The 11809-nt window shown below is 64.4% G+C and carries 13 protein-coding genes; 4 read left to right on the top strand and 9 right to left on the bottom strand.

Features of this window, described 5'->3' with window-relative positions:
* Nucleotides 1–54 precede the first annotated feature (54 nt).
* The 6 genes from V6X63_RS08145 to rsgA form a co-directional block, all read right to left on the bottom strand.
* A complete protein-coding gene (locus tag V6X63_RS08145) occupies nucleotides 55–1116 on the bottom strand; it encodes a quaternary amine ABC transporter ATP-binding protein (protein WP_367978596.1) in 1062 nt (353 codons plus the stop codon).
* Nucleotides 1117–1134: 18 nt separating this feature from the next.
* Nucleotides 1135–2154 carry an ABC transporter permease gene (locus tag V6X63_RS08140; protein ID WP_367978595.1) on the bottom strand — a complete coding sequence of 340 codons (1020 nt, stop codon included), beginning with the start codon at nucleotides 2152–2154 and terminating at the stop codon, nucleotides 1135–1137.
* A gap of 77 nt (nucleotides 2155–2231) precedes the next feature.
* A complete protein-coding gene (locus V6X63_RS08135; RefSeq protein WP_367978594.1) occupies nucleotides 2232–3194 on the bottom strand; it encodes an ABC transporter substrate-binding protein in 963 nt (320 codons plus the stop codon).
* Nucleotides 3195–3429: 235 nt separating this feature from the next.
* Nucleotides 3430–3942 (bottom strand): hypothetical protein, encoded by a 513-nt coding sequence (locus tag V6X63_RS08130; protein ID WP_367978593.1) that lies wholly within the window; start codon nucleotides 3940–3942, stop codon nucleotides 3430–3432.
* On the bottom strand, nucleotides 3915–4409 hold the full coding sequence (locus V6X63_RS08125; protein WP_367978592.1) for a hypothetical protein: 495 nt from the start codon (nucleotides 4407–4409) through the stop codon (nucleotides 3915–3917). Before V6X63_RS08125 ends, V6X63_RS08130 begins: the two co-directional genes overlap by 28 nt.
* Nucleotides 4406–5317, bottom strand: a complete 912-nt coding sequence (gene rsgA, locus V6X63_RS08120) for a ribosome small subunit-dependent GTPase A (RefSeq protein ID WP_367978591.1) — start codon at nucleotides 5315–5317, stop codon at nucleotides 4406–4408. The genes V6X63_RS08125 and rsgA overlap by 4 nt, the downstream gene beginning before the upstream one ends.
* A gap of 74 nt (nucleotides 5318–5391) precedes the next feature.
* Here rsgA and orn point away from each other — a divergent pair, with 74 nt between their 5' ends.
* Nucleotides 5392–5952, top strand: coding sequence for an oligoribonuclease (orn, locus tag V6X63_RS08115; protein WP_367978590.1), 561 nt, complete (start codon nucleotides 5392–5394; stop codon nucleotides 5950–5952).
* Between the two features lie 16 nt (nucleotides 5953–5968).
* Here the strand turns inward: orn and V6X63_RS08110 are convergent, their stop codons facing one another.
* Nucleotides 5969–6808, bottom strand: a complete 840-nt coding sequence (locus V6X63_RS08110) for a sulfurtransferase (RefSeq protein ID WP_367978589.1) — start codon at nucleotides 6806–6808, stop codon at nucleotides 5969–5971.
* On the bottom strand, nucleotides 6805–9180 hold the full coding sequence (gene ppsA, locus V6X63_RS08105) for a phosphoenolpyruvate synthase (RefSeq protein WP_367978588.1): 2376 nt from the start codon (nucleotides 9178–9180) through the stop codon (nucleotides 6805–6807). The genes V6X63_RS08110 and ppsA overlap by 4 nt, the downstream gene beginning before the upstream one ends.
* A 77-nt stretch (nucleotides 9181–9257) precedes the next feature.
* Between ppsA and ppsR the strand changes: the two genes are divergently transcribed.
* The 3 genes from ppsR to V6X63_RS08090 all read left to right on the top strand — a co-directional run bounded on the left by ppsR (nucleotide 9258) and on the right by V6X63_RS08090 (nucleotide 11084).
* Nucleotides 9258–10079: a posphoenolpyruvate synthetase regulatory kinase/phosphorylase PpsR gene (gene ppsR, locus V6X63_RS08100; RefSeq protein WP_367978587.1), complete on the top strand. Its 822-nt coding sequence runs from the start codon at nucleotides 9258–9260 to the stop codon at nucleotides 10077–10079.
* 62 nt (nucleotides 10080–10141) lie between these two features.
* The gene (locus V6X63_RS08095) at nucleotides 10142–10645 is read left to right on the top strand and encodes a DUF1249 domain-containing protein (RefSeq protein ID WP_367978586.1); all 504 of its coding nucleotides are present in this window, start codon (nucleotides 10142–10144) and stop codon (nucleotides 10643–10645) included.
* Between the two features lie 10 nt (nucleotides 10646–10655).
* On the top strand, nucleotides 10656–11084 hold the full coding sequence (locus tag V6X63_RS08090; RefSeq protein ID WP_367966435.1) for an Rrf2 family transcriptional regulator: 429 nt from the start codon (nucleotides 10656–10658) through the stop codon (nucleotides 11082–11084).
* A 1-nt stretch (nucleotide 11085) separates the two neighbouring features.
* On the opposite strand, the gene V6X63_RS08085 is transcribed toward V6X63_RS08090, so the two are convergent.
* Complete coding sequence (locus V6X63_RS08085; RefSeq protein WP_367978585.1) at nucleotides 11086–11760, bottom strand: response regulator; 675 nt, start codon at nucleotides 11758–11760, stop codon at nucleotides 11086–11088.
* Nucleotides 11761–11809: the final 49 nt, after the last annotated feature.

The raw sequence follows: 11809 nt of genomic DNA, 5'->3' as shown, positions 1-11809 counted from the left end.
AAGGCCCCTCCGCGGAGGGGCCTTTTTGATCGGACACGGACAGCGCGCGGGGGATCAGTACTTGCCTCGTACCCCGTCTTCCGCCGCGCTGGTCGGCACCAGGGCCCGGACCAGGGTTTTCATGTCCAGTACACCGATCTGCTCGCCGTCACTGACTACCCGATAGGTCAGGTTGGTATCGCCCTCGGATTCGGCGATCACCGCCTCCAGGTTGGTATCTCCGTCGACATCGCCCGCGATCGCCCCGTCCAGTGCCTCCGTGGTGTGCTCCATGACCGAGCGCACCCGGAGCACACGAGCCCGGTTGATGTCGCTGATGAAGTCCACGATGTAGGGGTCGTTGGGATGCAGAAGGATTTCCTGCGGCTCTCCCTGCTGGACGATATAGCCGTCCTTGAGGATGACGAGGTGGTCGGCGAGCTTCAGCGCCTCATCGAGATCATGGGTGATGAACACGATGGTCTTATGGAGCTCTTTCTGCAGTTCGAGGAGCAGGTCCTGCATGTCGGTGCGGATAAGCGGGTCCAGCGCGGAGAAGGCCTCGTCCATCAGCATGATGTCGGAGTTTGACGTCAGCGCCCGGGCGATGCCCACGCGCTGCTGCATGCCACCGGAGAGCTGATGGGGGTGCTGATTGTCATTGCCCTGGAGGCCGACCCGGTCGAGCCACTTGCTCGCCTCCTGCAGCGCGGAGTCCTTGTTCTCGCCCCGCACGATCAGCGGCATGGCCGCATTCTCCGCCACGGTACGATGGGGCAGCAGGGCAAACTTCTGGAAGACCATCGACATGCGCTCGCGGCGCATCTTCCGAAGCGCTTCGGCGTCGTAGCTGATGACGTCATCGCCGTCCACGAGCACCTTGCCGTCAGTGGGCTCGATCAGGCGGTTCAGGTGACGGATCAGGGTCGACTTGCCAGAGCCGGACAGGCCCATGATGACGGTGATCTTCCCGTCCACCATGTCGACATTGATGTCCTGCAGGCCCAGCACATGGCCATACTGCTCAAGCAGCTCGGCCTTGCCCACTCCCGCCTTGACCCGTTCCAGCGCCGCGGCCGGGTCGTCACCGAAGATCTTGTAGAGATGCTGGATCGAGATCTTGATCTGATCGCTCATGATTTCGGTTCCGTCCGCTTACTGCTGGGCCGTGTTGACTCGGGCGAGGGCCGCCTTGGTCACACGGTCGAGAATGATGGCGAGCAGCACGATGCCGAGACCGGAGACCAGTCCGACGCCGAGCTCGAGGTTACGGATGCCGCGCAGCACCAGCACGCCGAGGCCGGGCGCGGAGACCAGCGACGCGATGACCACCATGGCGAGGCTCATCATGATCGTCTGGTTGACGCCTGCCATGATGTTCGGCAGGGCCAGCGGGATCTGCACGCCGTAGAGCTTCTGCCGGTCGGTCATGCCGAAGGCGTCCGCCGCCTCGATGACATCCTTGTCCACCAGGCGAATGCCGAGATCGGTCAGGCGGATCACCGGGACGATGGCGTAGAGGATGATCGCGATACCGTAGAGCTTGGGTTCGGTCACCGAGAACAGGAAGATCAAAGGGATCAGGTAGACGAACGGTGGCAGCGTCTGGAGCATGTCCAGTATGGGTATGACGCTCTTCTGCAATCGGTCGCTGCGGGACATCGCAATGCCGATGGGTACCCCCAACAAAACGCATATCACCGAGCAGACGAAGATGATCGCGAGGGTCTGCATCGCGTAGTCATAATGGTCGATGAAGGCGAGAAAAAGGATCATGGTGGCCACGGTCACCACCAGACGGCTGGACCGAGAGGCAAGGAACACCACGATCAGCAGTGCCGGGATCATGATGAACCACGGCACCGTCTGGAAAAGATTCAGGGCGCCGTTCAGGAACCAGCTGAGCGGCTGCGTGATGGGATCGAGTACGAATTTGAGGCTGTCCTTCACGCCCAGAAAGCCATTCTCCAGACCGGTCGTGAGCTGCCGGGTCTGGGCAATGGCCGGACAGGCATCATGCAGGTTGTCGAGGGAGGGAAAGGGAGTTTCCCAGACTGACGGGCTCTCACCGCTTCCCTTGGCGAGCAGGTCCTGCATGCTCATGGTGCCGCCGCCGGTCTCGCCGCACCAGCCCCGCAGTCCGAGTCCGTCGAAAATGAAATCGTAGGTCGCCATGCCCGGGTCCTCTGATCGAATTGGAAGGGGCACCGGCGCATGATCGCGCCGGTGCCTGTTTCCGAGGGCGGTCGCCCTTAGAACATGCCTTCGAGGTTGGCCTTGGCGTCGTCGCTCAGCCAGCTCATCCACTGATCCTGATTGTTCTGCAGGTAGTAGACGACGGCTTCGTCGATGCTGGCCTGGTTATCCGAATGCCAGGCAAGGAGGCTGTTCATCTCATCGTTGGTGAACGTGATGTTCTCCATCAGCTCGAATGCCTCCGGCTCGCGCTCGGCGAGATCAGCGGTCACGACGTTGAAGACATCCGCCGACGGGAAGCCCGAGACACCCACGTCGGTGCACTCCGTATCCTGGTTGCAGGCGTGGATTTCCTTTTTGTACGGGCCGAGGTCGACGCTCACCATGTCGTACTTGCCGAGCGGTGCGGTAGGGCCCCAGTAGTAGCCGAAGTAGGGCTCGCCGTTTTCGTAGGCCGACGCCATGGCGCCCGCCAGCGTCTCACCGGAACCGTGGTTGAACACCTCGATACCGTTGCCCTCGAGGTCGAAGGCCTCGGCCAGCGAGTCGCTCACGATTCGGCAACCCCAGCCATCCGGGCAGTTATGGAACATGCCGCCGACGGCTTCCGGATTGTTCAGGATGCCCTCGATGGTGGCTGTCTCCGGGTATTCCTCGACGACATAGTCAGGCACCAGCCAGTGCTCCGTACCGCCGTCGCTGAAGGTGTCGGAGGCCTTGATGACCTTGCCTTCCTCGGCCAGCTCGAAGTAGACCGGGGCCGAGTTGACCCAGAGCTCCGGCACGATGTCGGGCTCGTTGTTCTCGGCCAGCGACGTGATCGCCGTGGTGGTGGCGGACGGCACGACCGTTACGTCGCAGCCATAGCCCTGCTCCAGCAGGAAGGCGGTGATGCCGGTGATGATGCCACCGGAGGTCCAGTTCATTTCACCGACCGACACCTCGCCGCACTCGGCGTTGGCGGCCATCGGCAGCATTGCACCCGTCAGGGCCAGTGCATAGAGAGAACGCTTACTCATGGTTAGCTCCGTTTTCTTTCGCTGTATTAGCGGTTAGTGAATGGCGGAGTCGCCCATCGATCGGCGCACCGGGCGTGATTGCCGGAGACCTCTTCGATGTTCAGGGGAAAGCGGGCGCATGCGAGTGTGCTTGCGCCAGTGACAGGATCGTGCCGGTTGTTGATGCCCGGTCTCCTTGCCCAAGTATCACTTAACTATAGATCAACTTTTCTGATAAGCCAAACTTTGATCTGGATCAATGGAACCAGAGCGTCAGGAGCCCGGCCAGTGGCGCCAGGATCAGCGTAACGGCCCAACGCCGCCAGACGAACGGCCACCCCAGGGTCGGGAGCTCGTAGGAGAGGACACGGTGGAGTGCGAAACAAGACCAGCTGGTGAGCAGGGCAATGAGCTGGGGGACCCCCACGCCAGCCCGCTCCAGCACCAGGATCAAGGGAAAGGTGACGACCGGGCCGCCGGGCATGACGCCACCCAGCAGGGAGGCGATCAGGATTCCGGTCACGCCGGATGCATCGCCCAGCCAGCGACCGAAAAGCGCCTGCGGGATCAGCTCGCCAATGAAGCTGGCGGCGACCAGCGCAATGGGCAGACGCACCAGCAGCGGCGCGAGTTGCTTCCAGGCATGCTGCATCACATCGCTATGGCGGACATCCGCGTGCCGATGCGCGGCGCCAGCGAACACCAGGGCCAGTGCGAGGATGCTCAGGTAGGCGAACAGCATCAGCGGTGCCGGGGTTCGCCCAGCCACTGACTGGCGATGCCGGCGATCAGGGGGAGTGGCAGCGATACAAGCAGTCGCAGCGCGACGAAGTCGAGGCCGAAAAACGGCAGCTCCCACATCAGTATCCGTTGAAGGCCGAGCAGCGACCAGGCGGTCAGGTAGGTGATGCAGACCGGTAGCGAGGCGCCCATGGCGCGCAGCCCGACCACGAGCGGAAAGGCCATGAACGGTCCGCCGGGGGTGATGGCGCCGGCGGCGGTCGCGATCAACAGGCCACGCCAGCCGGCGTTCCGGCCCAGCCAGTGTTCGACGACCCGTCGTGGTAGCAGTGCCTGCGCGTAGGCCGCCATGACGATTGCGATGATGACGAGTGGCACGACCAGGGCAATCAGCTCACCGCCCGAGAGCAGTGCCTGAACAACGGCCTCGTCGCCCTGGCGATACCAGAGCAGAACGCCGGAGAAGAGGCCGAGAATGATGAAGAAAACCGTCATCCACCGCGCTCCGCGGTGTCCGCCATGTCGGTTTCGCGGCGCAGCCGCCGCCAGTTCTCGAATCGCTGCGCCTCGATCGCGCCGGCGGCCAGACCCTGCCGCACACCGCAATCCGGTTCCCGGTCGTGCCGGCAGTCGCGAAAGCGGCACTCGCGGGCGGCTTCGAGGATCTCGGGGTACGCCTGGTCCACGGCCTCGCTGCCGAGATGATCCAGGCGCAGCGTCCGGACGCCCGGCGAGTCGATCAACGCACCGTCGTCATCCCGGCGGAAGAGGGTGGTCTCACTGGTGGTGTGACGGCCCTGGCCGCTGGTTGCTGAGATCTCGCCGATGCGCAATGACAGTGCCGGGATGAGTGCCTGAGTGATCGAGGACTTCCCGACGCCGGATTGCCCGACGAGGATGATGGTCTCCCCGCGGGTCTCATTCCGCAGTGCCGGCAGACCGGCGCCGGTGGTGGTGCTGCCCGCCAGTACCGGGATCCCGAGCCGTTGGCAGCGCGTCCGTAGCATGGTCAGTGTCTGCGCGGATGGTCGAGCCACCAGATCCAGCTTGTTGCACCAGAGAAGCATGGGTATCTCAAGCGTCCGGGCGAGCACCAGATAACGGTCCACCAGCAGGCTGTCCGGCGCCGGCTCCGGCGCCACCACGATCACCAGTCGATCGACATTCGCCACGAGCGCGCGCGGTCGCCCGCGGAAATCACCGCGCTCGATCAGGTTCTTCCGTGGCTCGATGCCATTGATCACGCCTTCCGGCGTACCCGGCGTCCAGCATACGCGATCACCGCAGACCGGCCGGCCTGCCCGCCGTCCGCGCAGTTGGCATCGATGGAGTCCACCGGCCAGGTCGTCGACCAGGCAATGATCCGCCGTGCTCATGATGACGAGGCCCGTCGCCCGGCTCATGGCGGCTTCGATCCCGGTCCGGGATGCCTCTGGTAGACTGCGCGGTCACCGAAAGCAGCCGGAATGCAGCGCTCATGTCTTACTCGGCCAGCAACCTGATCTGGATTGACCTGGAGATGACCGGCCTGGATGTCGACCGCGACCAGGTCATTGAGATCGCCACCATTGTCACCGATGTCCAGCTGAACATCCTCGCTGAAGGGCCGGTGCTCGCCATCCATCAGCCTGAATCCGTACTGGCTGGCATGGATAGCTGGAATCAGACCCAGCATGGCGGTTCCGGGCTGATGCAGCGGGTCCGGGACAGTGACATCGATGAAGCCGAAGCCGAGCGGCGCACCATCGCATTCCTGCAGCAGTGGGTGCCTGCCGGCGTCTCGCCCATGTGCGGCAACAGCATCTGCCAGGACCGTCGCTTCCTGCATCGGGCCATGCCGGAGCTGCTGCGCTACTTCCACTACCGGCATATCGACGTCAGTACGCTCAAGGAACTCGCCCGGCGCTGGCTGCCACCGGTCGCGGATGCGGTCAAAAAGCAGTCCTCGCATCTCGCGCTCGACGATATCCGTGACTCCATCCAGGAGCTTCGGCACTATCGCTCGGCATTTCTCTGCGAGGCGGCCCGGGGCGGCTGACGGATCGGACCGGCAATCAGTCATCCGGTCCTGAGCTGACGGGCATGGCAGGGTCATTACCCCACTCCGACCAGGAACCATCATAACCGCGTACCCGCGGGTAACCGAGGTAGCGCAGCACGACGCAGCTCAGTGCCGAACGGTGGTGGGTCTGACAGTGGGCGATGACCTCCCGATCCGGGGTGATCCCGCGCTCGCGGTGCATGCGCTCGAGTTCGGCGCGGGGGCGGAGCCGGCCGGCGTTCGCGGGGTCGACGTTGTCGGTCCACTCGAGATTAACGGCACCGGGGATATGACCGCCCCGCGCCGCGCGCACGGCTTCACCGCGATACTCCGCCGGGGAGCGGGCATCGAGTATGACGACATCCGGATCGTCGAGATGATCGAGTACGTAACCGCGGTCCGCCCGGGCCTCGGGGTGGGCGAGGACAGCCGGATAGGGCGCCGCCGCGCAGCCGGCGGCCCGGTCTCCTGTCTCGAGCGGTAAATCCTCGGCCTGCCAGGCCGCCAATCCGCCGTTCATCAATGACCATCCATCATGCCCAAGGCAGTCCAGTGTCCAGAGCAGACGCGAGGCCCGGCCGCCACCGCTGGCGTCGTAGGCGACGACATGGCTCTCCGGGGTGATGCCGGCCTCGCCAAGTACCTGCGCCAGGTCATGCATCGCCGGCAGCAGCCCGCCGACGGGCGGACGCTGCGCGTTGAGTGACGCATAGTCGATACAGGTCGCTCCTGGCACGTGGCCGCTGGCGAAGACATCGGCCTCGCCGACGAAAACCACCGTCACGTTGTCGTCTCCGAGCCGCCCGGCGACGGCCTCGGGTTCGATGACGACGCGCAGTGACGATCCCGTCATTGATCCTCCTCACCCAGGTACAGCCACGTCTCGACCACGCTGTCCGGATTGAGCGACACGCTGTCGATGCCTTCCTCCATCAGCCAGCGCGCGAGATCCGGATGATCGGAGGGGCCCTGGCCGCAGATGCCGACATACTTGCCGGCGCGGCGCGCGGCCTGGATGGCCATGTGCAGCAGCGCCTTGACGGCAGGGTCACGCTCCTCGAAGAGGTGCGCCACCAGGCCGGAGTCGCGATCCAGCCCGAGTGTCAGCTGGGTGAGGTCATTGGAGCCGATCGAGTAGCCATCGAAGATCTCCAGGAACTCATCGGCCAGTACGGCATTGGATGGGAGCTCGCACATCATGATGACCTTGAGGCCGTCCTTGCCCTTCTCGAGGCCGTTCCGCGCGAGCAGTTCCACCACCTGACGGCCCTCGTCCGGCGTGCGGACGAACGGGATCATGATCCAGACGTTGGTCAGGCCCATGTCGTCGCGGACCCGACGCAGCGCCTGACACTCCAGCTCGAAGCAGGGCCGGAAGTCCTCGGAGATGTAGCGGGAGGCACCGCGGAAGCCGATCATCGGATTCTCTTCCTCGGGCTCGTATGCAGCACCGCCAATCAGGTTGGCATATTCGTTTGACTTGAAGTCGGACATCCTCACGATGACCGGCTTGTCGGCGAAGCTCGCCGCCAGCGTGCTGATGCCCTCGGTGAGCTTGTCGACATAGAAGCTCACCGGATCATCGTAGCCGCTGATCTGGTTGTCGATCACCGCCTTGAGGTCATCCGACTGACGGTCGTACTCCAGCAGGGCGCGCGGGTGGATGCCGATCATGCGGTTGATGATGAACTCCAGGCGCGCCAGGCCGATGCCCGCGTTGGGCAACTGGGCGAAGTCGAACGCCCGGTCCGGGTTGCCGACGTTCATCATGATCTTGAACGGCAGTTCCGGCATGCTCCCCAGGGCGATTTCCCGCACCTCGTAGTCCTGGATCCCGCGGTAGATGTATCCAGTATCACCCTCGGCGCAGGAGACGGTGACCTCCATGCCGTCCCGGACGCGCTCAGTGCCGGTGCCGGTTCCCACCACGGCGGGGATGCCCAGCTCGCGGGCGATGATCGCGGCGTGACAGGTGCGGCCGCCGCGGTTGGTGACGATGGCGGAGGCGCGCTTCATGATGGGCTCCCAGTCGGGGTCCGTCATGTCCGTGACCAGCACATCGCCGGCCTCTACCGTGTGCATGTCGTCGATGGAGTCGACCACGCGGGCCCGGCCGGCGCCGATACGCTGGCCGATGGCGCGGCCCTCGATGAGCACCTGGCCGCGTTCATGCAGCTGGTAGCGCTGAAGGCTCTGTCCGCCATCGCGGCTTTTCACGGTCTCGGGGCGTGCCTGGAGGATGAACAGACGGCCGGTCTCGCCATCCTTGCCCCACTCGATATCCATGGGCCGGCCGTAGTGGGCCTCGATGGTCATGGCCTGGCGTCCAAGGGACTCCACCTCGGCGTCGGTCAGGCAGAAGCGCATGCGGTCTTCCTCGGGGGTCTCCACCACCGCGACCGTCTCATCACTCTGCGGGTCGGTGTCGTAGACCATCTTGATGGCCTTCTCGCCGAGCATCCGCCGCAGAACGGCGGGTCGGCCGGCCGCGAGCGTGGATTTGTGCACGTAGAACTCATCGGGGTTGACCGAGCCCTGCACCACGGTCTCGCCGAGGCCGTAGGACGCGGTCACGAAGACCACGTCGCGGAACCCCGATTCGGTGTCCATGGTGAACATCACGCCGGAGGCGCCCGTATCGGAGCGCACCATCTCCTGGATGCCCGCCGACAGCGCGACCTGATCATGCTCGAAACCATGATGGACGCGGTAGGAGATCGCCCGGTCGTTGAACAGCGAGGCGAATACGTCGCGTATCGTGCGCAGGACGTTGTCCAGGCCGCGGACGTTCAGGAAGGTCTCCTGCTGGCCGGCGAAGGAGGCATCCGGCAGGTCCTCGGCGGTGGCGGAGGAGCGCACGGCGACGGCGAGATCGGTCTTCCCGGTGCGGGTAAGCAACTGGTCCCAGGCGCCGGTGATCTCCTCATGCAGGCGGCCCGGGAAGGGCGTGTCGATGATCATCTGGCGGATCCGTGCGCCCGCCCTGGCGAGCGCCCGCACATCCTCGACGTCGAGGCCGGCGAGTTCGGCTTCGATCTTCGGGCGTAGACCGCTCTCATCGAGGAAATCCCAATAAGCCTGTGCCGTGGTCGCAAAACCGCCGGGCACCTGCACGCCGGCATCCGCCAGGTTGCTGATCATCTCACCGAGTGAGGCGTTCTTGCCCCCGACATGTTCGACATCGTTCATGCCGAGGGACTCGAACCACACTACGTACTCGCTCACTTGCGCTCTCCCGTTCAAGAATATGCTGGCCCCGGTACACTGGGGGTTAATAATGGATAGCCTGGTTGAAGGGTGTCATGAATCCCGATCGAAGCGTTTTCTTTGTTTCCGACCGGACCGGCATTACCGCCGAGACCCTCGGTCACAGCCTGCTGACCCAGTTCTCGCTGGACTGCAACCCGGTCAGCCTGCCGTTCACCGACAGCCCCGGAGCGGTGGACGCGGCGATCGAGCGCATCGAGGCCGCCGGACGGGCGACGGGTGCGCGGCCCATCGTGTTCAGCACCATCATCGATGCCGGGCTGCGCAATCGGCTGCGTCGGGTGAATGCCGTGGTGCTCGACTTCTTCGATACCTTCATCGGCCCGCTGGAGAGCGAACTCGGCATGGAGTCGAGTCACACCGTCGGGCAGAGCCATGGCATGGCCGACCCGGGCGCCTACAATCTGCGCATTGATGCGATGAATTACGCGCTGTCCGCCGACGATGGAGCCATCGTGCGGCATTATGAGCAGGCGGATGTCATTCTCGTGGGGGTATCGCGCTGCGGGAAAACCCCGACCTGTATCTACATGGCGCTTCATTACGGGCTGTTCGCGGCCAACTACCCGCTGACCGATGATGACCTGCTCAGCGGCCGGTTGCCTGAGGTCCTGCGCCGGCATCGTGACCATCTCTATGCCCTCACCATCCGTCCGGAGCGCCTGGCGCAGATTCGCGCCGAGCGGCGGCCGGACACGCGATATGCCTCCCTGCGGCAGTGCCAGTACGAAACGGTCCGTGCGGAGGGGTTGTTCCACCAGGAAAAGCTGCCCTTCTCCGATACCACGACGATGTCCATCGAAGAGATCGCCGCCATGATCATCCAGACCCGTCAACTGCCGCGGCGACTTTATTAAATTCCCCCGCCGAATGCCAGTCTGGGGGCAGAGGGGCCCTGCGCCTGTGCTACGATTGGCGCATGGTCAGGCAGGCAACCAACACCATCGCGGAATCTCCAGAGCAGGGCAGTTTCGCCGCGCTGATGGAGCTCTACGAGAACAACTACATCTACCTGCGGCGGCTTGTGCCCCAGCTCGACGGAAAACGGGATGCGCAGGTCTCCAGCGTCGATCGGGGTCCTGATCTGCACCTCGAGGTCATCGAGCGGTGCCCCTACACGACCAGTCTGCTGCTCACGCATCGGTTTCCCAGGGCCCGTGGCGAGGAGGCGTTGCCGGATCTGCAGGTGCGCATCTACCACGATGCACGCGTTGCGGAAGTGCTCATGGCGAGTGCATCGCCCGCCGTGCCGATGTCATCGCCGGAGCCTTCACAGACGGGTGGCACGCTGGCCTGGCGCTGGGCGGCCAATCGGTTCCTCAATCGCTGGCTGTTGTACTGTCTGGGCGAGGGGCACGGGTTCCCGGTGGATGAGGGCGAATGGGGGGAGTTCCGCCCACCGGCCCGGCGCTGGGCGGTCTAGACGCTCCGCCATGCGGCTCTCCACGAAGGGGCGGTATTCGGTCACGGCCATCATGGATCTGGCCCTGCACCAGGACAGCGGTCCGGTGGCGCTCGCCGATATCTCCCGCCGCCAGAATCTCTCGCTTTCCTACCTCGAGCAGCTCTTCGCACAGCTGCGCCGCCACGGCCTCGTGCGGGGGGTACGCGGCCCGGGGGGTGGCTACTGCCTGGCGCGCACGGCCGAAGCGATCAGCGTGGCCGATGTCATTCTGGCGGTAGAGCAGCCGGTGGATGCCACGGCCTGTGGCGGTGAGGAGGACTGCGACGCCGGCGAGCGTTGCCTCACTCACGATCTCTGGGCCGAGCTCTCCGGACAGATCCAGACCTTTCTGGCCGGAATCAGTCTGGCGGCCCTGGCTTCCGACCCCGAGCTGCTGAACGCAGCCGGACCGGAGTGAACTAGCTCTCCAGGTTGACGAGACCCATTTTCACGGCCGCCAGGGTCGCCTCCGCCCGGGTAGAGACGTTGAGCTTGAGATAGATCGCCTTGATGTGTCCCGCCACGGTCGATGGGCGAATGGCCAGTGCCTCACCCACCCGGTGCCGATCCCATCCCTGAGAGAGCAGTTTCAGGACCTCCACTTCGCGGCGCGTGAGCCCGACCGTGTCGACGCTGGCACGCAACGTCTCCTCGTCGGACCCATCCCTGATCGCCTGGCGGTGGAAGCGGCGAAGGATCTGTCGGGTGATCTCGGGTGAGAGGCCCGGTTCTCCTTTGCTAATACCCGCAAGCAGGCGCTTGATACCGGCGTCGCTCTGATCCTTGAGGATATAGCCATCAATGCCGTGCCGAAGCGCGGCCAGGATGTGCGCATCGTCATCATGCCGGGTGATCAGCACACGCGCCGCTTCCGGGTACAGTGTCAGCGTCTGCTCGATGAGCTCCAGCCCCGAGCCATCCGGCAGGTAGAAGTCGGTCACCAGCAATCCCGGCATATGGCGCCCGAGACGGGCATGGCCATCCCTGATCCCGGTCGCCGTGGTGAGATCAATCTGCGGCCAGAGGTTGACGAGAATCTGGCTGACACGATGCTGTTCCATCGGATCCGGGTCGATCACCAGCGCACGCTTCATTCCACAGTCCTTTGCCAAACGCCCTCGTCGCGGCCCCAGTCCTGACGTA

This window comes from Spiribacter onubensis (assembly GCF_040838425.1).
Lineage (GTDB): Bacteria > Pseudomonadota > Gammaproteobacteria > Nitrococcales > Nitrococcaceae > Spiribacter > Spiribacter onubensis.
This window is presented reverse-complemented; position numbering and strand designations above follow the sequence as displayed.

What these genes read in the sequence shown, in the direction of transcription:
- orn (WP_367978590.1), top strand. Translation starts at nt 5,392, where the DNA reads ATGTCTTACTCGGCCAGCAACCTGATCTGGATTGACCTGGAGATGACC.
- V6X63_RS08135 (WP_367978594.1), bottom strand. Translation starts at nt 3,194, where the DNA reads ATGAGTAAGCGTTCTCTCTATGCACTGGCCCTGACGGGTGCAATGCTG.
- V6X63_RS08085 (WP_367978585.1), bottom strand. Translation starts at nt 11,760, where the DNA reads ATGAAGCGTGCGCTGGTGATCGACCCGGATCCGATGGAACAGCATCGT.
- rsgA (WP_367978591.1), bottom strand. Translation starts at nt 5,317, where the DNA reads ATGAGCCGGGCGACGGGCCTCGTCATCATGAGCACGGCGGATCATTGC.
- V6X63_RS08095 (WP_367978586.1), top strand. Translation starts at nt 10,142, where the DNA reads ATGGTCAGGCAGGCAACCAACACCATCGCGGAATCTCCAGAGCAGGGC.
- V6X63_RS08145 (WP_367978596.1), bottom strand. Translation starts at nt 1,116, where the DNA reads ATGAGCGATCAGATCAAGATCTCGATCCAGCATCTCTACAAGATCTTC.
- V6X63_RS08090 (WP_367966435.1), top strand. Translation starts at nt 10,656, where the DNA reads ATGCGGCTCTCCACGAAGGGGCGGTATTCGGTCACGGCCATCATGGAT.
- V6X63_RS08140 (WP_367978595.1), bottom strand. Translation starts at nt 2,154, where the DNA reads ATGGCGACCTACGATTTCATTTTCGACGGACTCGGACTGCGGGGCTGG.
- V6X63_RS08110 (WP_367978589.1), bottom strand. Translation starts at nt 6,808, where the DNA reads ATGACGGGATCGTCACTGCGCGTCGTCATCGAACCCGAGGCCGTCGCC.
- ppsR (WP_367978587.1), top strand. Translation starts at nt 9,258, where the DNA reads ATGAATCCCGATCGAAGCGTTTTCTTTGTTTCCGACCGGACCGGCATT.
- V6X63_RS08125 (WP_367978592.1), bottom strand. Translation starts at nt 4,409, where the DNA reads ATGACGGTTTTCTTCATCATTCTCGGCCTCTTCTCCGGCGTTCTGCTC.